The sequence below is a fragment of the Novosphingobium piscinae genome (assembly GCF_014230355.1).
Taxonomy (GTDB): Bacteria; Pseudomonadota; Alphaproteobacteria; order Sphingomonadales; family Sphingomonadaceae; genus Novosphingobium; species Novosphingobium piscinae.
Window position 1 is genome coordinate 27,813 of record NZ_JACLAX010000016.1, and the last position, 20,256, is coordinate 48,068.

A 20,256-nucleotide genomic window follows, 5' to 3' on the forward strand; every position below is an offset into this window, starting at 1 on the left:
GACTGTTCGTACCCATTCCCGGAGGGGTTGCCCTTCCGGTCCATCAATCAGGAGTGAAGCATCATGGCCGATATCGCCAAGCTTGTTGAAGAACTGTCGAAGCTGACCGTCCTCGAGGCGGCTGACCTTGCCAAGGCCCTCGAGGAAGCGTGGGGCGTCAGCGCCGCCGCTGCCGTCGCCGTGGCCGCGCCGGCCGGTGGTGGCGAAGCCGCCGCTGCCGTCGAGGAGCAGACCGAATTCGACGTCATCCTGACCGGCGACGGCGGGAAGAAGATCCAGGTCATCAAGGAGGTCCGCGCGATCACCAACCTGGGTCTGACCGAAGCCAAGACCCTGGTCGAGAGCGCCCCGAAGGCGATCAAGGAAGGCGTCTCGAAGGCCGAGGCCGAAGAGATCAAGAAGAAGATCGAGGAAGCCGGCGGCACCGTCGACATCAAGTAAGCCGTTCCGGGGTCATCCCGGACAGGCACGAAGGGCGGTCCCGTGGGGCCGCCCTTTTTCGTGGGCGGCGCAGCGCGTGCTTTCCAACCCCGGCGCGGGGGCCTATCGGCTGGCCGCGATGGCCCGCTCTGCCCCCTCCCGTGCGCGCCGCGCCGAATTCGCCGCCACCCTGCGGCTCGCCGGCCCGCTGGCCGCGGCCAATGTGCTGCAGATGCTGGTCTATGCGATCGACGTGGTCTTCGTCGCCCGGCTCGGATCGGAACCGCTCGCCGCCGCCAGCCTCTCGACCGCGCTGTTCGGGCTGATCGCCTGGAGCTTCTCGGGCCTGACCGGTGCGGTGGCCCCGCTGATCTCGGCCGAGCTGGGGCGCCGCCGCCATGCCGTGCGCGAGATCCGCCGCAGCGTGCGCATGGCGCTGTGGCTGGCCATGGCCTGCGCGGCGGTGGGCATGCTGGTCTGCGCCGGGGGCGAGCGGCTGATGCTGGCGACCGGGCAGGCCCCGCGGGTGAGCGCCCAGGCCGGCGCCTTCCTCGCGGTGCTGATGCTGGCGCTGCCGCCGATCATCGCCGGCAACGTGCTGCGCACCTTTGTCTCGGCGATGGGCCGCCCCTATTTCGCCACGGCCATCACGGCGCTGGCGATCGCGGTCAACACCCTCGGCAATCTGCTCTTCGTGTTCGGCTATGGCGGGGCCCCGGCGCTCGGACTGGTCGGTTCGGCGGTGTCGAGCGTGCTCACCGCGGTGGTCACCCTGCTCGCCTATGTCGTGGCGATCCGCCGCGACCGGCGTCTGCGCCGCTATCACCTGTTCGGGCGGCTGTGGCGGGCGGAGTGGTCGCGCCTGGCCGAGCTCCTGCGGATCGGCCTGCCGATCGCCGCGACGATCCTCGCCGAGGCCGGGCTGTTCAGCGGCGCGGCCTTCCTGATGGGGCGGATCGGCGAGGCGCAGCTGGCCGGGCACACCGTGGCGCTGCAGGTCGCGGCCTTCTGCTTCCAGATCCCCTTCGGCGTAGGCCAGGCCGCGACGATCCGGGTCGGCTACCATTTCGGGGCGGGCGACCGGGCCGGGGTGGCCCGCGCCGGCTGGGCCGCCCTGGCGATCGGAGTGGGGGTCATGGCCTGCACCGCCGGGACCATGTTGCTGGTCCCGCGCAGCCTCGTGGCGCTCTACGTCGACCTCGCCGATCCGGCCAACGCCGCGATGATCGGCTTCGCCACCCAGTTCATGCTGGTGGCCGCCGCCTTCCAGCTGTTCGACGGGATCCAGGCGGTGGCGGCCGGGGTGCTGCGCGGGTTGCAGAATACTAGCGTGCCGATGGTGATCGCCCTGTTCGCCTACTGGGTGCCGGGCGCGGCAGCGGCGATCGGACTGGGCCTGTTCACCCCGCTCGCCGGGCTGGGGGTGTGGCTGGGCCTGCTGATCTCGCTGGTGGTGGCCGCTACCCTGCTGCTGTGGCGCTGGGCCGCGCGCGAGCGGCTCGGGCTGGTCCCGGCCTGACCGTTCAGCCCAGCAGGTCGGCCGCGAGGGCTTCCGCCACCTTGATCCCGTCGACCGCCGCCGAAAGGATCCCGCCGGCGTAGCCCGCGCCTTCCCCGGCGGGGTAGAGCCCGCGGGTGTTGAGGCTCTGCAGGTCCTGGCCGCGGGTGAAGCGCACCGGCGAGGAGGTGCGCGCCTCGACCCCGGTGAGGATCACGTCGGGATGGTCATAGTCCTTGATCTGGCGGCCGAATACCGGCAGCGCCTCGCGGATCGCGGCAATCACGAAGTCGGGCAGGCACAGCGACAGGTCGGTCAGGGTCACCCCCGGCTGGTAGCTCGGCACGACTGCGCCGAAGTCGCCCGACGAGGGCCGCCCGGCAAGCAGATCGCCCACCTTCTGGCCCGGCGCGCGGTAGTTGCTGCCCCCGGCGACGAAGGCCGCGCTTTCCCACCTGCGCTGGAAGTCGATCCCGGCCAGCGGCCCGCCCGGATAGTCGCGCACCGGATCGATATCGACCACCAGCCCCGAGTTGGCGTTGAACTCGGCCCGCGAGTACTGGCTCATCCCGTTGGTGACGACCCGGCCCTCCTCGCTGGTCGCGGCCACCACGCGCCCGCCCGGGCACATGCAGAACGAATAGACCGTGCGCCCGTTGCTGGCGCGGTGGCTGAGCGCATAGGCCGCCGCTCCCAACACCTTGTTGCCCGCGTTAGGGCCATAGCGGGCGCGGTCGATCCAGCCCTGCGGATGCTCGATCCGGACCCCGATCGCGAAGGGCTTGGCCTCGGCATGGACCCCGCGATCGTACAGCGCGTGGAACGTGTCGCGCGCCGAATGGCCCACCGCGCAGATCACATGGCGCGCCGCCAGGAAGGAGCCGTCCGACAGGTGCAACCCGGCCAGCCGGCGCCCGCCATCGGCCGCGGTCTCGATCGCGAAGTCCTCGACGCGGGTCTCGAAGCGGTATTCACCGCCCAGGCTCTCGATCGTCTCGCGGATCGACATGACCATGGTGACCAGCCGGAACGTGCCGATATGCGGGTGTGCCTCGGTCAGGATGTCCTCGGGTGCGCCGGCCTTCACGAACTCGGTCAGGACCTTGCGCGACAGGTGCCGCGGGTCCTTGATCCGGCTGTAGAGCTTGCCGTCCGAGAAGGTGCCTGCGCCACCCTCGCCGAACTGGACGTTGCTTTCCGGCTTCAGCTCGGAGCGGCGCCACAGCCCCCAGGTGTCCTTGGTCCGCTCGCGCACGGCCTTGCCGCGCTCGATGATGATCGGCCTGAGCCCCATCTGCGCCAGGATCAGCGCCGCCATTACCCCGCAGGGACCGGCCCCGATCACCACCGGCCGCTCGCCGGCATAGCCTTCGGGCGCGCGCACCGGAAACCGGTAGGAGGTATCGGGGGCGGGCCGGACATGGCTGTCGCCGGCATGCCGGGCGAGCACTGCCGCCTCGTCACGCACCACCAGGTCGAGCACGTAGACCAGCTTGATCGCGGTCTTCTTGCGCGCGTCGTTGCCGCGGCGGACCACGCTGAACCGCTCGAGCTGGCCGGGCGCCAGACCCAGGCGGGCAACGACCGCCGCCTCGAGCGCGGCGGGTTCGTGGTCAAGGGGCAGGGCGAGATCGGACAGCCGGATCATCGCGCTGCGCTAGCGCGGTTGCCGCGGGGAGGGAAGGGTGCCCGCAAGTCCGACCGTTCAGTCGAGCCCATCAAGCAGGGCTGTGAGGTCGAGGACGGGTGGTGGAGCCGCGGGAGCCAGTCTCACGAGGCGCGGCCGGCTGGTGCGCGACCACTGCCAGCGACCAAGCCGGACAAAGCTGTGATGGGCCAGCACGGTGCCCCCCATCCGGCGGTGCGCGGTAAGCGCTGGCAGGTTGTAGTCGGCGATGCGGCTGAGCGAATGCGAGAAACCATGGCCCTCCATCCACGCGCCAACACCGGCCCAGAGCGCCGCGAAGCTTCGCCCCATCCGACGGCTCGGCTCGATCCACAGCCCGGTGTCCCAGCAGCACCGGGTCGGCAGCTGGAAGCGGACGGCCACTTCGTCCTCATGGTAGGATCCGGCCCCGAGCCAGACCACCCCGGTCAGCGCGCTGCGCGGCTCGAACACCCCCAGGCAGGTCAACCCGGCGGCGAAACGCCGCGCCTGCGTGGCCGGGTCGGCATCGACCGTGTGGCCCGCAAGCGCGGCAGGGTCGAGCACCTCTACCCGGTAGCCGCGCGGCATCACCGGCAGGCTGGCGCGCGGCTGGGCGAGGATCGCGTAGCGGTGGAATCCGGCCAGCCGCGATGCGCGCGCCAGGCGTGCGGCCAGGTAGGACGAAGTGCCCAGTACACCCAGCATTTCGACGGTATGGCTCAGCGGCATGGCGGCCGGCTTAAGGCAGCTTCCCTAAGGAAGCGCAAAGCTGCGGTTCAGGCGCAGCCCTCCACCAGCCATAGCGCCGGCGGCCGCCCGAGATGGATCAGCGCGACCCGCCGCTGGCCGTCGATCTCGAAGCGCAGGCCCGGGGTCATGGTTCCATCGTCCGGCGAGGTCAGGGTCCCGGCCGGGGGGGCGTCATACTTGTGCGGCTCGGCCTCGAGTTGGGGATAGGCGGCGCGAACCGCGGTGGCGCTGCTGCCCGGGCCGACCCCGCCGGGCAGGCGTTGCCCCGAACCCGGACCGAAGGTCACCCGCTCCAGCCGGCCGGCGATGACGATCGCATAGCTGTCCGGAACCTGCGCCGACCGGTAGATCGTGCAGCCGTCCGCGGGCTGGCCATCGCCCGGCTCTGCCGTGGCCTGCCAGCTGCTGCCAGCCGGGATCGGGGCGCCGAAGCGCAGCCCGGCCAGAGCCGGCAGGCCGGCGGCGATCCGTTCGGCCGAAGGGGCTCGAGGCAGTGCGGCCGCCGCCACCGGGCCTGGCACCACTAACGCTGCGGCGGTTGTGCTCGGCGGGCCTGCCGGCGCGGTGCGTTCGGGCGCCTCGCCGCAGGCGCCAGGCAGGACCAGCGACGCGGCGAGCAACCAGCGGCGGCTGGCCGCAACGCCCGCCCGCAGCGGGCAGGAGCGGTTCAATCGAACGGGGCGGACCTTGCGGCCCGTCCCCGTGATCGCTGCCAGCGGCACGCGCCTCAGCGCGGCAGCTGGCTGGTGCCCATCAGCGCCAGATCGACCGCGCGCGCCGCCTGGCGGCCTTCGCGGATCGCCCAGACCACCAGGCTCTGGCCGCGCCGCATATCGCCGCAGGCGAAGATCTGCGGATCGCTGGTCTGGTAGTCGGCCACGTTGGCCGCCACGTTGCCGCGGGGATCAAGCGCGACTCCGGCCTGATCGAGCAGGCCCTGCTTCTTCGGTCCCACGAAGCCCATGGCCAGCAGGATGAGGTCGGCCTTGAGCGTGAACTCGCTGCCCGGGATCTCCTGCATCTTGCCGTCGACCCACTCGATCCGCACGCATTCAAGCCCGCTCACGTCGTTTTCGCCGACCACGCGCTTGGTCAGCACGGCGAAGTCGCGCTCGCAGCCTTCCTCGTGGCTCGAGGAGGTGCGCAGCTTGAGCGGCCAGTTGGGCCAGGTCAGCGCCTTGTCCTCCTTCTCGGGCGGCTTGGGCATGATCTCGAGCTGGGTGACCGAGAGCGCGCCCTGGCGGTTCGAGGTGCCGACGCAGTCCGAGCCGGTATCGCCGCCGCCGATCACGATCACGTGCTTGCCGGTGGCGGTCAGCGACCCGCGCGGCGCGGCGCGCAGCTCGTCGTCGCCGGCATTGCGCTTGTTCTGCTGGGTCAGGAACTCCATCGCCAGCCGCACCGAGGGCAGTTCCGCGCCGGGGATCTCGAGCTTGCGCGGATCCTCGGCGCCGCCCGCCAGCACGATCACATCGAAGTTCGCCTTGAGCGAATCGACCGAGACATTGACCCCGATCTCGGTCGAGGTGCGGAACTCGACCCCCTCGGCCTCCATCTGGACGGCCCGGCGGTTGATCAGGTGCTTCTCCATCTTGAAGTCGGGGATGCCGTAGCGCATCAGCCCGCCGATCCGGTCGTTCTTCTCGAACACGGTCACCGAGTGGCCCGCCCGTGCCAGCTGCTGCGCCGCAGCGAGGCCGGCCGGCCCCGATCCGACCACGGCCACGGTCTTGCCGGTGCGCTCGGCCGGAACCTGCGGCGTGATCCAGCCCTCCTGCCAACCCTTGTCGACAATCGCGCACTCGATCGACTTGATGGTGACCGGCTGGTCGACGATGTTCAGCGTGCAGCTCGCCTCGCACGGGGCGGGGCAGATGCGGCCGGTGAACTCGGGGAAGTTGTTGGTCGAATGCAGCACTTCCAGCGCATTCTTCCAGTCGCCCTCGTAGACCAGATGGTTCCAGTCCGGGATGATGTTGTTCACCGGACAGCCGTTGTGACAATAGGGAATGCCGCAGTTCATGCAGCGCGAGGCCTGAGCCTTGAGCTCGGGCTCGGCGTGCGGGACGACGAACTCCTTGTAGTGCTTCAGACGCTCCTTCGGATCCGCATAGCCGCGGTCCTTGCGGTCAAGCTCGAGAAAGCCGGTTTCCTTGCCCATGATTAGCTTACCCTAACTTATTCTGCGGCCACCGAGGCGGCGGCAAGCCGCTCGGCCTCGAGTTGCTTGAGTGCCTTGGCGTAGTCGCGCGGCAGCACCTTCACGAACTTCGCCAGCGCCGTGTCGAAGTCGTCCAGCAGGGCGCGGGCGCGCTTGCTGCCGGTGTGCAGGTGATGGCGTTCGAGCAGGATGCGGATGCGGTCGGCATCGTGGCGGAGCATGTCGCCCATGCCCGGATCGCCGGCGCCATTGGTCCGCTGCTGCGGCCGTCCGGCACCCTCGTCCTCATCGCGCCCGGGCGCCACCGGCAGCAGGTCAACCTGCGCCGGGTTGCACAGCTGCGCGAACTGGCCAGCCTCGTCATAGACATAGGCGACGCCGCCCGACATGCCCGCGGCGAAGTTGCGGCCGGTCTTGCCCAGCACCAGCACGACGCCCCCGGTCATGTATTCGCAGCCATGGTCACCGGTGCCCTCGACCACCGCGACCGCGCCCGAATTGCGCACCGCGAAGCGCTCGCCGGCCACGCCGTTGAAGAACGCCTCCCCGGCGATCGCGCCATACAGCACCGTGTTGCCGACGATGATGTTCTCGGTCGGCTCGCGGTCGACATGGGTCGGCTGGCGCACGATGACCCGGCCGCCCGAAAGGCCCTTGCCGACATAGTCGTTGGCATCGCCGGTCAGGTCGAGCGTCACGCCGTGGGCGAGGAAGGCGGCGAACGACTGCCCGGCCACCCCGGTGAGGGCGATGTTGATCGTGTTGTCGGGCAGCCCGGCATGGCCGTAGCGCCGCGCCACCTCGCCCGAGAGCATGGCTCCCACCGTGCGGTTGACGTTGATCACCTTGCGCTCGATGCGCACCGGCGCCTTGCTGTCCAGTGCCTCGGCGGCGGCGGCGATCAGCTCGTTGTCCAGCGCGTGCTCAAGCCCGTGATCCTGGCGGCCCGACCAGTTGAGCGTCGTGCCCGGAACCGGATCGACCTGGTGCAGCAGCCGCGACAGGTCGACGCCCTGCGCCTTCCAGTGGTGGATCGCCTTGCGCGTGTCGAGCCGGTCGACCCGGCCGACCATCTCGGCCAGCGTGCGGAAGCCCATCTCGGCCATGATCGCCCGCAACTCCTCCGCAACGAAGAAGAAGTAGTTGATCACGTGCTCGGGCTGGCCGGTGAAGCGCGCGCGCAGCACCGGGTCCTGGGTGGCGACGCCAACCGGGCAGGTGTTGAGGTGGCACTTGCGCATCATGATGCAGCCGGCCGCAATCAGCGGGGCTGTGGCAAAGCCGAACTCGTCGGCGCCGAGCAGCGCGGCCACCGCCACGTCACGTCCGGTGCGCAAGCCGCCGTCGGCCTGGACGCAGACCCGGCTGCGCAGGTTGTTGAGCAGCAGGGTCTGCTGGGTCTCGGCCAGGCCGATCTCCCAGGGCGATCCGGCATGGGTCAGCGAGGTCAGCGGCGAAGCGCCGGTGCCGCCCTCGTAGCCCGAGATCGTGATGTGGTCAGCCCGCGCCTTGGAAACGCCGGCGGCGACCGTGCCGACCCCCACCTCGGACACCAGCTTGACCGAGATCCGCGCCTTGCCGTTCACGTTCTTGAGATCGTGGATCAGCTGGGCGATGTCCTCGATCGAATAGATGTCGTGGTGCGGCGGCGGCGAGATCAGGCCGACTCCCGGGGTCGAGTGGCGGGTCGCGCCGATCGTCTTGTCGACCTTGTGGCCGGGCAGCTGGCCGCCCTCGCCAGGCTTGGCGCCCTGGGCCATCTTGATCTGGATGTCGTCGGCATTGACGAGGTATTCGGTGGTCACGCCGAAGCGGCCCGAGGCCACCTGCTTGATCGCCGAGCGCATCGAATCGCCGTTGGGCAGGGGCAGGAAGCGCTTGGGATCCTCGCCGCCCTCACCCGTGTTCGACTTGCCGCCGATCCGGTTCATGGCCAGCGCGAGGGTGGTGTGCGCCTCCCATGAGATCGATCCGTAGCTCATCGCCCCGGTGGCAAAGCGCTTGACGATCTCGCTCGCCGGCTCGACCTCCGAAATGTCGAGCGGCCGCTCAGCCTTCTTCAGCTCCATCAGCCCGCGGATCGTCAGCATCCGCTCGGACTGGTCGTTGATGGTCTGGGCGAACTCCTTGTACTTGTCCGGCATGTTGCCGCGCACGGCATGCTGGAGCGCGGCGATGTTCTGCGCCGTCCAGGCATGCTCCTCGCCGCGCAGGCGCAGACCGTACATCCCGCCCACATCAAGCATGTTGCGGTAGATCGGGGCATCGCCATAGGCGGCGGCGTGGCGGCGCACGGTCTCCTCGGCCACTTCCTGCAGCCCGACGCCCTCGATCGTCGTGGCCGTGCCGGTGAAATAGGCCTCGATGAACTTGCTCGACAGGCCGACGGCGTCGAAGATCTGCGCGCCGCAATAAGACTGGTAGGTCGAGATGCCCATCTTGGACATGACCTTGAGCACGCCCTTGCCGATCGCCTTGATGTAGTTCTTCTGCACCTCGTAGGTCGACAGCGGCAGCGCCTTGCGCACGCGGATGTCCTCGAGGGTCTCGAAGGCGACATAGGGGTTGATCGCCTCGGCGCCGTAGCCCGCCAGCACGCAGAAGTGGTGCACCTCGCGCGCCTCGCCGGTTTCGACGACCAGCCCGGTCTGCATGCGCAGGCCCTGACGGACCAGGTGGTGGTGCACCGCGGCCGTCGCCAGCAGCGCCGGCATCGGAATGCGGTCCGGCCCCTGGGCGCGGTCCGACAGGATCAGGATGTTCTTGTCGGCCAGGACCGCGTCGGTCGCCGCCCAGCACATTTCCTTGATCGCCATCTCGAGCCCGGCGGCGCCGGTGGCGGCGTCCCAGGTCATGTCGATGGTGTGGGTGCGGAACGCCCCATCCAGCGCCGCCTCAACCGAACGGATCTTGGCGAGATCGGCATTGGTCAGGATCGGCTGGTCGACCTCGAGCCGCTTGTGGCTGCCGGCGTCATGGCCGAGCAGGTTGGGGCGCGGGCCGATCATCGAGACCAGGCTCATCACCAGCTCCTCGCGGATCGGGTCGATCGGCGGGTTGGTGACCTGGGCGAAGTTCTGCTTGAAATAGTCGTAGAGCAGGCGCGAGCGGTTCGACAGCACCGCGATCGGCGTGTCGGTGCCCATCGAGCCGATCGGATCGTCGCCCTGCAGGCCCATCGGCTCGAGGAACTTGCCGACGTCCTCCTGGGTGTAGCCGAAGGCCTGCTGGCGCCTAAGAAGTCCATCGGCTCGCAGGCTGGTCGTCTCGACCGGCAGCTGCGCCAGCTCGGGCTCGACCTCGGTCAGGTCCTTGAGGTTGTACTGGGCCGCCTCGAGCCACTCCTCGTAGGGCTCGGCACTGGCGAGCTGGGCCTTGATCTCCTCGTCCTCGATGATGCGACCTTCCTGGAAGTCGATCAGCAGCATCTTGCCCGGCTGGAGCCGCCACTTGCGGACGATGTTGTCCTCCTTGATCGGCAGGACGCCGCTTTCGGAGGCCATGATCACCAGATCGTCCGCGGTCACGCAGAACCGCGCCGGGCGCAGGCCGTTGCGATCCAGCGTCGCGCCGATCTGCTGGCCATCGGTGAAGGCCACGGCGGCCGGGCCGTCCCACGGCTCCATCAGCGCGGCGTGGTATTCGTAGAAGGCGCGGCGCTTGGGGTCCATCAGCGGGTTGCCGGCCCAGGCTTCGGGGATCAGCATCATCACCGCATGGGCCAGGCTGTAGCCGCCCGCGACCAGCAGCTCGAGCGCGTTGTCGAGGCAGGCCGTGTCCGACTGGCCGTGCGGAATCAGCGGCCACATCTTGTCGAGATCGGGGCCGAGCAGCTCCGATTCCATCGTGCGGCGGCGTGCGTTCATCCAGTTGACGTTGCCGCGCACGGTGTTGATCTCGCCGTTGTGGGCGATGAACCGGAACGGGTGGGCCAGCTTCCAGCTCGGGAAGGTGTTGGTCGAGAACCGCTGGTGGACGAGGCCGAGCGCCGAGATGCAGGCCGGATCGCGCAGGTCGTCGTAGAACGAGCCGACCTGGGTGGCGAGCAGCAGCCCCTTGTAGACGATCGTCCGGGTCGAGAAGCTGGGCATGTACAGCTGGGCCACGCCCGGCAGCCCGTGCTTCTCGGCCAGGGCCGCGAGCGGATTCTGGGTCTGCTTGCGGATCGCCAGGATCTTGCGCTCGAAGGCGTCCTGGTCAGCGCAGTTCTCGCCGCGTGCGACGAAGCACTGGCGGATCACCGGCATCGATTCGAGCACGGTCTTGCCGAGGCCGTCGACCGTCACCGGCACGTCGCGCCAGCCGAGCAGCTTCTGGCCTTCCTTGGCGATGAACTTCTCGAAGGTCTCGACGATCAGCGCCCGGCTCGGCTCGTCCTGCGGCAGGAAGCACATCGCCACGGCATAGTCGCCGGGCTGGGGCAGGGCCACGCCGGCCCCGGCGGCCCAGTTGCGGAACAGCTGGTCGGGCAGCTGGATCAGGATGCCCGCGCCGTCGCCCAGCAGCGGATCGGCCCCGACTGCGCCGCGGTGATCGAGGTTTTTGAGGATTTCCAGCGCCTGGGTAATGATCGCATGGCTCTTGGCGCCCTTGATATGGGCGACAAAGCCGACACCGCACGCATCGTGCTCGTTCCGTGGATCATAAAGGCCCTGGGCCTGCGGAAATCCCATCGATTTTCCTATCCTGTGCGCCGGACGCCCCCCATCGGCGCCGGTTCCTTGGCGAGTATTAAAACACGACTCACCTGGCCGCAAAATGCGGAGATGTGTCGCAGATTGCGCCCATGACGACAGGATCGTGATTTTGCAACCGCGAACCGCGCGGTCGCGTGTCCCCCGTCGCGAATTCGCGGGGGCCAGACGGCATTTCGGGCCGGACGGTGCTGGAGGCCGGACGCGGCGTCGGGGCAGCGCGGGAGGGCCGCGCGCGGGCCCCGGGGGTCAGGCGGCGCCGCTCATCCGCTGCAGTGCGGCAAGGGCATGGCGCAAGGCGTCCTCGGTCACCTCGGCCGGGGATCCGGCAGGCGCCGCGGCCGCCAGGCCCTCCGCCGGGCGCGAGCTGGGCTTGATGTCGAGCAGCGAGGCGAAGCGGTCCTCGCGCTCGGCAGCGCGACCGCCGCGGTCGACTGCCCCTTCTGGCTGCGCCACGGGCTCGGCTGGCGTCGACGCGGGCGCGGTGGCGGCGAGGCTCAGCCCGCGCGGGGCGAGCGGCGAGGCGGGCGCCGGTACCTGGTCCGGCTCCTCGGCCGAATCGAACCATTCGATCTGCCCGCCGGGCCGCCCAGGCCGGAGCATGGCCGGCATGTCGAACGGCCGGCCACGCGGAAGTTCGACCGGATGGGGATCGGCAAACGGAGCGACCGTCGCGGGGGGCGGTTCCGTTGCGGGCATCGCGGCGGCAGCGGCCAGCATCGCCCCTTCCGCCATCGTATCCGGGGCCGCAGCGGGAGCCGGCGACTCGGGCATCGCGGCGACCTCGCGGTCGCGGCGATCGGCCAGGGCCAGGGCGAAGCGTTCGACCAGCTCGACCACGCCGAGCGCCTCGAGCGGCGCGGCGCGCAACACCTGCGCGGCCGTGCCGGCGCGCGGGACCAGCCGCCGCGACGGAACCTCCGGGGCATTGGCCTGCCCGGCTGTGGCCGGGCCTGGGTCCGGGGCAGCCGGGGGGACGGTCTGCGGCAGGGTGATGGCGGTCTGCGCGTCAACCGCGGGCGGCGCTGCCGGGGCGTCCGCCGCCGGGGTGTCGGATAGCACGGCGGCGGCCGGTTCAAGCGGCGCGATCAGCGGATCGACCGCCTCTAGCTCGCCGAGGTTGAGGATCGCCGGAGTGGGGATGACCAGCGGCATCGGCGCGGCGAAGGGGTCGCTGGCCTCGTTCGCGGCGAGCCCGGGGCCGAAGCCGCGGCGGCGCGCCGGCTGGGCCTCGCGGGCGGCGTCGAGCCGCGCCAGATCGTCGTTGTCCTCGGCCAGCGCGTCGAGTCCGAAGGGGAGCGGGGCGGTGCGCGGCGCAGCCTTGGGCGCGGCGCGCTGCGCCGACCTGGCGAGCGGGCGGCCGCGGGCCGGGCGCCGCGCGACGAGGCGGGCGAGGATGAACCCGGTCAGCGCGCCCAGTCCGGCGAACAGGACGGCCACCAGCAGCCGCGCGGTGAAGCCCAGCGGCGGGGCGGCGGCGGGAACCACGAGGTCAAGCTGCAGCCAGTGCACCCCGGCCTCGAGCACCTCGGCGCGCAGCGCCATGCTGCCCATGCCGAACAGGGCCGCGAACCACACTGCGATGGCGGCGGGGAACAGCGGGTGGCTGCTGATCGGGGCGCTTGCCCCCGTTCTTGCCCCTGTCCTTGCCCTAGCCTGTTGCGTCATCTGCGAAGCCATTGTCCCACGGTTCGGGCGCACATCACGCCGCAACAAGGCGGTGGCGCCGATTCCTTGCGTCTAGCACGGTTTGGTAAACGGCTTGATAACGACTGACGTTGCTGGCCCAGTCGTGCCGCGCGCGGACATGGTCGCGGCCGTTGATCCGCAGGCGGTCCCATTCGCCGCGCCGGTCGGCCAGATCGGCCAGGGCGGCGGCACAGGCGGCGGCGCTGTCGGGGCTGAACAGCATCCCGTTGACCCCGTCGGCGATCAGTTCACGGTGGCCCCCGACCGCCGAGGCGGCGACAATCTTGCCCTGAGCCATGGCCTCGAGCGGCTTGAGCGGGGTGACCAGCTCGGTCAGCCGGCTGGCCTTGCGGGGATAGGCCATGATGTCCATCAGGCCATACCACCGCTCGACCTCGCGGTGCGGCACGCGGCCGGTGAAATGGATCGCCCCGGCGGCGGGCGAGGCGGCCGCCCGGGCGCGCAGCGCGCTGTCCATCGGTCCGCCGCCGACCAGCAGCAGCCGCGCGCCGGGATGGTGCGCGATCAGGGCGGGCATGGCCTCGATCAGCACGTCCAGCCCCTCGTAGTCGTAGAAGCTGCCGATGAAGCCCACCACCGGCCCGTCGGCCGCGGTCCCGGTCAGGCCCAGCTCGGCCGCCAGCGCGGCGTCGCGTGGCGCCGGGGTGCCGAACAGCGCCAGATCCACCCCGTTGGGGGACAGCGTGATGCGGGATCCGGGCACCCCGCGCGCGATCAGGTCGTCGCGCAGGCCCTGGCAGATCGTCACCACCGCATCGGCCCCGGCGACCACCCGGTTCTCGAGGCTGCGGGTCAGCCGGTACTTGAGCGAACCGGCGCGGCTGGTGCCGTTGCCGACCGCGGCATCCTCCCAGAACGCGCGGATCTCGTAGACCACCGGCAGGTCGAGGTTGCGCCCGGCGCGCAGTGCGGCGAGGCCGCACAGCGCCGGGGAATGGGCATGGAGCACGTCGGGCAGCCAGTCGCGCCCCAGCGCCTCGATCGCGCGGGCCAGCTGCGCGATCTCGCGCCACTCGCGCAGCCCGGCCGGTCCGCCCGGCAGCCCGGGGGTGCGGTGGAACAGCAGCCCGTCCTCGTCGTGGAGCGGCGCCTCGGCCGCGCCCTGGCGCAGCCCGGTGATGCCCCGCACCTCGATCCCGGCCGCTTGCTGGGCCTTCATGATCGCGCGGGTGCGGAAGGTGTAGCCGCTGTGCAGCGGCAGCGAATGATCCAGGATGTGCAGGACGCGAAGCATGCCCCGGGTGCTAGCCGCTAAGGCTTAACGCGCCGTCAACCGCGCGCGTGTAGGGCCGTCCGGGCATGGTTGACATCTTCTCGCTCGCGCTGACCCACGCGCTGCTGGCGCTGGCCGCCTGGCGCCTGCTGTTGCGTGACGATCTCGACCGCGATCCCGTTCCCGCGCCGCCTCCCGCGCCCGCGCCCGCGCCCGCACTCGGCCTCCCGGCCGAGCCCGCGACGCCCCCTGCCGGGACTGATCCTCGTCCGGTCCGGCGCCTGATCGCGGAGCCGCGCGACCATGCTTGATCTCGCGCTCGCCGGCTTCTTCTTCGCGCTGCTGGCGCTGGGGCTGCGTCGGCCGTTCGTCTGGGTTCTGGCCTACCTCTACGTCGATGTGCTGATGCCGCAGAAGATCTCGTACTTCCTGCTGGCCTCGCTGCCGGTCTCGCTGATCGTGTTCGTTCTGGCTTTCGGCGGGTGGCTGGTGCTGGACGACAAGACCGGCGGCCGCCTGTCATGGCGCCAGGGGCTGATCCTGTTCCTGCTGCTCTATTGCGGGGCGACCACGCTGTCGGCCGATTTTCCCGAAGCGGCGGCGGAAAAGTGGGCCTGGGTCTGGAAGACGCTGGTCTTCGCGCTGTTCCTCCCGCTGGTCCTGCGCACCCGGCTGAGGATCGAGGCGGCAGTGCTGTTCCTGGTCCTCTCGGCCGGGACGATCGTGATCAACGGCGGGATCAAGACGCTCGCCGGCGGCGGCGGCTATGGCGAACTGCGCACGCTCGTCTCGGACAATGCCGGGCTGTATGAGGGCAGCACCCTGTCGACCGTGGCGATCGCGATCATCCCGCTGATCGCCTGGCTGGCCCGCCACGGCACGGTGTTCCCGCCGAGCCGGCTGGTCACCCTGTTCGCCGTGGCGCTGGGCTTCGCCTGCTGCCTGATCCCGATCGGCACGCAGACCCGCACCGGGCTGATCTGCCTGGTGCTGCTGGCCGTGCTGGCACTGCGCTCGGTCAAGCGGCGCATGCTCTACCTGGCCCTGATGGCCACGGCGGCGCTGGCCGCCTTGCCCTTCCTGCCCGAGAGCTACACCGCGCGGATGAGCACGATCGAGAACCACGCATCCGACCAGTCCGCCTCGACCCGGGTCGCGGTGTGGAAGTGGACGCTGGGCTATGTCCAGGATCACCCGTTCGGCGGCGGCTTCGATTCCTACCGCGGCAACCGGGTCACTGTGGTGATGCGCGATGTCTCGACCAGTGGTAACCAGACCTCGATCAGCGAGCGCGTCGCCGAGGACAAGGCGCGCGCGTTCCACTCGGCCTATTTCGAGATGCTGGGTGAACAGGGCTGGCCCGGCCTCGCGGTCTGGCTGGTGCTGCAGCTGTCCGGGCTGGTCGAGCTCGAGCTGGTCCGCCGCCGCCTGCGCCGCAGCACCGATCCCGCGGACCTGCGCGACCGCGCGCTGGCCCAGGCGCTGCAGTCTGGTCACTGCGTCTACCTGTTCGGCGCCCTGTTCATCGGCATCGCGTTCCAGCCCTTCGTCTTCATGCTGATCGGCCTGCAGATCGCACTGTGCGGGCAGGTCAAGCGCCGCCATGCCGCGACCGTCGCAACTGTCGCGCCCCGACCGCGCTGGCGCCGGCCGCTGCTGCGGCTGCCGGTCCGGCGGCCGCGCGCGGTGTGGCCGTGACCGCCGCCGCCCCCCGGCCGACCCCGCGGCTCGAGGCGCTGACCGGCCTGCGCGGCCTGGCGGCCTGGTACGTGGTGTTCTACCATCTGCGCCTGTCGCTGACCGGGCTGCTGCCGGCACCGGCGATCGCCGCCCTGGCCAAGGGCTATCTCGCGGTCGACCTGTTCTTCATGCTTTCGGGCTTCGTGCTCTGGCTCAGCTATGCCCCCGCGCTGGCCGCCCCGACCACGGACAGCGTCGTCCGCTTCTGGTGGCGCCGGATGGCGCGGATCTGGCCGCTCCACGCGGTGGTGCTGGCGGGCTTCGTCGGCCTGGCCGCCGTGCTCGCGCTGACCGGGCGTGACACGGCCGGCTATCCGCCGGCCGAGTTGCCCTTGCACCTCTTGCTGGTGCAGAACTGGGGCTTCACCCCCGACCTTGCGTGGAATCACCCGGCCTGGTCGATCAGCGCCGAGATGGCCGCCTATCTGCTGTTCCCGCTGCTCGCCTGGTGCGGGCGGGGCGCCTGGCCCGTCGGACGGGTGCTGCTGCTCGCGGCGCTGCTGCTTGGCGGCCTGCATGCCCTGTTTGCAGCGCACGGGGCCGATCGGCTGGGCGCCGCGATCCCCACGCTCGGTCTGCCGCGCTGCCTGCTGGAGTTCACGCTCGGCACGCTGCTCGCCCGGCTATGGTTGGGCTGGCACGATCATCCCTGCGCTGCCCGGCGCGCCGGGCAGCTGGCGGCGGGCGCCGGGCTGACCGGCCTGGCCGGCTGGGCGCTGGCGCTGCCTGAGACCGCCTGGGTGCCGCTGGCCTTCGCCCAGGCGCTGCTGGCCCTCGCGCTCGATCGCGGCCGCCTGGCGCGCGGACTGGCGCACGGCCCGCTGCACTGGCTGGGCGAGGTCAGCTATTCGACCTACCTGTGCCATTTTGGGCTGTTCATCGGCTTCAAGCTGCTGTGGGTCGACGCGACGCTCCAGCTCGACGCGGTGCGGCTGGCCGGCTTCGTCGGCCTGTTGCTCGGCGTCTCGGCGCTGGGTCACCGCCTGGTCGAGCTCCCCGCCCAGCGCGCGCTGACCAGGCTGGCGCCAGCCCGGCGCCTGCGCCCCGGGGCGGCCTAGACCCCGTTTTCACCTGAGCGGACACAGTGGCTGGTGCCGCTTCCACGGCAGTGAAGGCGGGGCCAGCCGGCGGTCACCGCTGGACTGCCGTGCTCAGCCCTCGCGGCTGCGGTGGCGGGCGATGAAGGCTTCGACCTGGGGCGCGATCCGGGTCCGCCAGCGGCTGCCGTTGAAGATCCCGTAGTGGCCGACCTCGGGCGCCAGCAGGTACTGCTTGCGCGATTCGGCCAGGCCTGTCGTCAGCTTGAGCGCCGCCTTGGTCTGGCCGATGCCCGAGATGTCGTCGTTCTCGCCCTCGATCGCGAGGATCGCGGTGTCGGTGATCGCGCCCAGGTCGATGACCTGGCCGCGATGCTCGAACTCGCCCTTGGGCAGGGTGTGGCGCTGGAACACGTGCTCGATGGTCTGGAGATAGAACTCGGCCGTCATGTCGCAGACCGAGCGGTACTCGTCGTAGAAAGCCTTCTTCGAATCGGCACTCTCGCCGTCGCCCTCCACGAGGTGCTGGAACATCTGCCAGTGGCTCATCATGTGGGTCTGCAGGTTCATTGAGAGGAACCCGGCGAGCTGGAGGAAGCCCGGATAGACCCGCCGGCCCGCACCGGGATAGCCCAGCGGCACGGTGGCGATGACGTTGTGCTTGAACCACGAGAGCGGGCGGTTGACCGCGACGTCGTTGACGCTGGTCGGGGCCTCGCGGGTGTCGATCGGGCCACCCATCATGGTCAGCGTGGCGGGGCGGCAGGGGTGCCGGTTGGCGCCCATCACCGCGGTGGCGGCCAGCGCCGGAACCGAGGGCTGGCAGACCGCGAGAACGTGGGTGCCGGGGCCGAGATACTCGAGGAAACCGACCAGATAGTCGATGTAGTCATCGAGATCGAAGGGGCCCTCGTCGGTCGGCACCTGGCGGGCGTCGGCCCAGTCGGTGATGAACACTTCGGCGCGCTCGAGCAGCCGGGCGACGGTTCCGCGCAGGAGGGTGGCGAAGTGGCCGCTCATCGGCGCCACGACCAGCAGCCGCGGGGCATCGGCGGGCAGGCCGGGGTGGCTGAAGCGCAGCAGGTTGCCGAACGGCCGGCGCAGCACGATCGCCTCGGTGACCGGATGGCTCTGTCCGTCGACCGTGACCGTGGCGATGCCGAAGTCGGGCTTGCCGCGCGGCGCGGCGGCATGGGCGAACACGTCGAGCGCCGAGGCCATGACCGGCCCGAGGCCCATGTAGCCCATCGGCAGGCTGGGGTTGTTGAGCAGCTCGGCGGTGACCGAGGCCCAGGCGCTGGCCCCGGTCAGCATCGCCCGGTTCAGTTCATAGGCGTTGTACAACACGTTGGTATTCCTGTCCTGCGGCGCGCTTGGGCGCTTATATCTGGGGAAGAGATGATCCTCTCCGGCTCTTTTTGCAATGCAACAATAGTTGCCGACGCGGGTTAATTTTCGTCAAGTCCGCCGGTGCATCTTTTTCCGGAGCCCGCGCTGCGCTAGGGGCCGCACCATGGCCCGCCGTCCCTCCGCCGCCCGTACGCTGCCGTCCGATACCCCGGAAGGCAAGCCGGCGCGCAACCTTGGCCCGCTGCGGATGGTCTGGGCCATGGCTGGCCGCTATCCGCGACAGATCCTCTATGCGGCCACCGCGCTGCTCACCTCCTCGCTGGCGACCATGGCGATCCCGATGCGCGCGCGCATGATCGTCGATCACGGCTTCGGTGCCGGCGCCAGCACCGCCGAGATCAACCGTGCCTTCCAGGGCCTGCTGGTGATCATCGTCGTGCTCGGTCTGGCCACGGCGGTGCGCTTCTACTGGGTTTCCTGGCTGGGCGAGCGCGTCGTCGCCGATCTGCGCGAGGCGGTGCAGCGCAACCTGCTGCGGCTGCCCCCGAGCTTCTTCGAGGCGAACAGCCCGAAGGAGATCTCCTCGCGGATGACGTCGGACACGTCGCAGATCGAGGTGGTGGTGGGCACAACGGTGTCGATCGCGCTGCGCAATCTGATCACCGGGATGATCGGAACCGGCTACCTGTTCTATCTCTCGCCCGGCCTGACCCTGCAATTGGTGATCGCCATTCCCTTGATCATCGCGCCGATCGTCTGGTTCGGGCGGCGCCTGTCGAAGGCCTCGCGCATCAGCCAGGACCGGGTCGCCGATGTCGGAGCGCTGGTCACCGAGGTGCTCGGGGCGATGCGCGTGGTGCAGTCCTTCAACCAGGAGGCGCGTGAAGCCGACCGCTTCGCCAGCTCGGCCGAAGCCATCTTCGCGGCGGCCCGGCGGCGCATCAGGATCCGCGCGGTGATGACCGCGCTGGTCATGGTGCTGGTGTTCGGTTCGATCGCCGTGATCATGTGGCAGGGCTCGATCAGCGTCGCCACGGGGGCCCTGAGCAGCGGCACAATCACCGCCTTCGTGCTCACCGGGCTGCTCGTCGCCGGGGCGTTCGGAGCGCTCACCGAGGTCTATGGCGACCTGTTGCGCGGCGCCGGTGCGGCCAGTCGGCTGAACGAACTGCTCAACGAGCGGCCGTTGATCGCCGCGCCCGAGCGGCCGATCGCGCTGCCCGCCCCGCCGCGCGGCCAGCTGAGCTTCGAGAAGGTGTCGTTCCGCTACCCCAGCCGGCCGGACGCGGCAGCGATCGGCGAATTCAGCCTGACCATCGAGCCCGGGGAGACCGTTGCCCTGGTCGGTCCCTCGGGCGCCGGCAAGTCGACCGTGTTCCAGCTGGCCCAGCGGTTCTACGACCCCCAGGTCGGCACGATCAAGCTCGACGGGGTGCCCCTGGTCTCGGCCGATCCGGCCGAGGTGCGGCGGCGCATGGCGATCGTCCCGCAGGAGGGCGTGCTGTTCGCCGCCAGCGCGCGCGACAATCTGCGCTATGGCAACTGGGACGCGTCGGACGAGGCGATCTGGGAGGCGGCCCGGGCCGCCAATGCCGAGGACTTCCTGCGCGCGCTGCCGCAGGGCCTCGACAGCTTCCTCGGCGAAAACGGCGCGCGGCTGTCCGGCGGGCAGCGCCAGCGCATCGCCATCGCCCGTGCACTGCTGCGCCAGGCGCCGATCCTGCTGCTCGACGAGGCCACCAGCGCGCTCGACGCCGAAAGCGAACGGCTGGTCCAGGATGCACTCGACCGCCTGATGGCCAGCCGCACCACGCTGGTCATCGCCCACCGCCTGGCCACCGTGCGCCAGGCCGACCGTATCGTCGTGATGGACGGGGGGCGGATCGTCGAGGAGGGGACCCACCAGCGCCTGGTTGCGGCGGGCGGGCTCTATGCCCGGTTGGCCTCGCTGCAGTTCGACGAGCAACGCCTCACCGCGCTCTGATCCGGCCCGCGCCGGGCCGAGAGGGCTGTTGCACCGGCGGGGCGGCGCGAT

At 70.4% G+C, this 20,256-nt stretch carries 14 protein-coding genes; 6 read left to right on the forward strand and 8 right to left on the reverse strand.

Annotated features, from left to right (window positions below; all coding sequences use genetic code 11):
• Positions 1-63 precede the first annotated feature (63 nt).
• Both rplL and H7F53_RS13835 read left to right on the forward strand, forming a co-directional pair.
• Positions 64-441, forward strand: coding sequence for a 50S ribosomal protein L7/L12 (gene rplL / locus H7F53_RS13830; protein WP_185680094.1), 378 nt, complete (start codon positions 64-66; stop codon positions 439-441).
• A 118-nt stretch (positions 442-559) separates the two neighbouring features.
• Positions 560-1,939 carry an MATE family efflux transporter gene (locus tag H7F53_RS13835; protein WP_185680095.1) on the forward strand — a complete coding sequence of 460 codons (1,380 nt, stop codon included), beginning with the start codon at positions 560-562 and terminating at the stop codon, positions 1,937-1,939.
• A gap of 4 nt (positions 1,940-1,943) precedes the next feature.
• Here the strand turns inward: H7F53_RS13835 and H7F53_RS13840 are convergent, their stop codons facing one another.
• From H7F53_RS13840 to H7F53_RS13870, 7 genes are all read right to left on the reverse strand, one after another.
• Positions 1,944-3,566 (reverse strand): NAD(P)/FAD-dependent oxidoreductase, encoded by a 1,623-nt coding sequence (locus H7F53_RS13840; RefSeq protein ID WP_185680096.1) that lies wholly within the window; start codon positions 3,564-3,566, stop codon positions 1,944-1,946.
• A 57-nt stretch (positions 3,567-3,623) separates the two neighbouring features.
• Positions 3,624-4,295, reverse strand: coding sequence for a hypothetical protein (locus H7F53_RS13845; protein ID WP_185680097.1), 672 nt, complete (start codon positions 4,293-4,295; stop codon positions 3,624-3,626).
• A 47-nt stretch (positions 4,296-4,342) separates the two neighbouring features.
• A complete protein-coding gene (locus tag H7F53_RS13850) occupies positions 4,343-4,987 on the reverse strand; it encodes a hypothetical protein (RefSeq protein WP_185680098.1) in 645 nt (214 codons plus the stop codon).
• Between the two features lie 56 nt (positions 4,988-5,043).
• Positions 5,044-6,477, reverse strand: a complete 1,434-nt coding sequence (locus H7F53_RS13855) for a glutamate synthase subunit beta (protein WP_185680099.1) — start codon at positions 6,475-6,477, stop codon at positions 5,044-5,046.
• A gap of 17 nt (positions 6,478-6,494) precedes the next feature.
• The gene (gene gltB, locus H7F53_RS13860; RefSeq protein WP_185680100.1) at positions 6,495-11,150 is read right to left on the reverse strand and encodes a glutamate synthase large subunit; all 4,656 of its coding nucleotides are present in this window, start codon (positions 11,148-11,150) and stop codon (positions 6,495-6,497) included.
• 270 nt (positions 11,151-11,420) lie between these two features.
• Positions 11,421-12,749 (reverse strand): hypothetical protein, encoded by a 1,329-nt coding sequence (locus tag H7F53_RS13865; RefSeq protein WP_185680101.1) that lies wholly within the window; start codon positions 12,747-12,749, stop codon positions 11,421-11,423.
• Positions 12,750-12,873: 124 nt separating this feature from the next.
• Positions 12,874-14,115 carry a TIGR04063 family PEP-CTERM/XrtA system glycosyltransferase gene (locus tag H7F53_RS13870; RefSeq protein ID WP_185680102.1) on the reverse strand — a complete coding sequence of 414 codons (1,242 nt, stop codon included), beginning with the start codon at positions 14,113-14,115 and terminating at the stop codon, positions 12,874-12,876.
• 65 nt (positions 14,116-14,180) lie between these two features.
• On the opposite strand from H7F53_RS13870, the gene H7F53_RS13875 reads away from it, so the two are divergent.
• From H7F53_RS13875 to H7F53_RS13885, 3 genes are read left to right on the forward strand one after another with little or no spacing between them, the layout of a single operon-like run.
• Entirely contained in the window at positions 14,181-14,405 is a 225-nt protein-coding gene (locus H7F53_RS13875) for a hypothetical protein (RefSeq protein ID WP_185680137.1), read from the forward strand.
• Positions 14,398-15,792: a DUF5935 domain-containing protein gene (locus tag H7F53_RS13880; protein ID WP_185680103.1), complete on the forward strand. Its 1,395-nt coding sequence runs from the start codon at positions 14,398-14,400 to the stop codon at positions 15,790-15,792. Before H7F53_RS13875 ends, H7F53_RS13880 begins: the two co-directional genes overlap by 8 nt.
• Positions 15,789-16,892, forward strand: coding sequence for an acyltransferase family protein (locus H7F53_RS13885; RefSeq protein ID WP_343062077.1), 1,104 nt, complete (start codon positions 15,789-15,791; stop codon positions 16,890-16,892). Before H7F53_RS13880 ends, H7F53_RS13885 begins: the two co-directional genes overlap by 4 nt.
• A 93-nt stretch (positions 16,893-16,985) precedes the next feature.
• Here H7F53_RS13885 and H7F53_RS13890 read toward each other — a convergent pair whose 3' ends face one another.
• A complete protein-coding gene (locus H7F53_RS13890; RefSeq protein ID WP_185680104.1) occupies positions 16,986-18,218 on the reverse strand; it encodes a polyhydroxyalkanoate depolymerase in 1,233 nt (410 codons plus the stop codon).
• Positions 18,219-18,384: 166 nt separating this feature from the next.
• On the opposite strand from H7F53_RS13890, the gene H7F53_RS13895 reads away from it, so the two are divergent.
• Positions 18,385-20,205: an ABC transporter transmembrane domain-containing protein gene (locus tag H7F53_RS13895; protein WP_185680105.1), complete on the forward strand. Its 1,821-nt coding sequence runs from the start codon at positions 18,385-18,387 to the stop codon at positions 20,203-20,205.
• Positions 20,206-20,256 lie beyond the last annotated feature (51 nt).

Bases quoted from the DNA above. Each gene is read 5' to 3' on its own strand.
- gltB (WP_185680100.1), bottom strand. From the start codon at position 11,150: ATGGGATTTCCGCAGGCCCAGGGCCTTTATGATCCACGGAACGAGCAC.
- H7F53_RS13870 (WP_185680102.1), bottom strand. From the start codon at position 14,115: ATGCTTCGCGTCCTGCACATCCTGGATCATTCGCTGCCGCTGCACAGC.
- rplL (WP_185680094.1), top strand. From the start codon at position 64: ATGGCCGATATCGCCAAGCTTGTTGAAGAACTGTCGAAGCTGACCGTC.
- H7F53_RS13845 (WP_185680097.1), bottom strand. From the start codon at position 4,295: ATGCCGCTGAGCCATACCGTCGAAATGCTGGGTGTACTGGGCACTTCG.
- H7F53_RS13835 (WP_185680095.1), top strand. From the start codon at position 560: ATGGCCCGCTCTGCCCCCTCCCGTGCGCGCCGCGCCGAATTCGCCGCC.
- H7F53_RS13855 (WP_185680099.1), bottom strand. From the start codon at position 6,477: ATGGGCAAGGAAACCGGCTTTCTCGAGCTTGACCGCAAGGACCGCGGC.
- H7F53_RS13880 (WP_185680103.1), top strand. From the start codon at position 14,398: ATGCTTGATCTCGCGCTCGCCGGCTTCTTCTTCGCGCTGCTGGCGCTG.
- H7F53_RS13840 (WP_185680096.1), bottom strand. From the start codon at position 3,566: ATGATCCGGCTGTCCGATCTCGCCCTGCCCCTTGACCACGAACCCGCC.
- H7F53_RS13875 (WP_185680137.1), top strand. From the start codon at position 14,181: ATGGTTGACATCTTCTCGCTCGCGCTGACCCACGCGCTGCTGGCGCTG.
- H7F53_RS13895 (WP_185680105.1), top strand. From the start codon at position 18,385: ATGGCCCGCCGTCCCTCCGCCGCCCGTACGCTGCCGTCCGATACCCCG.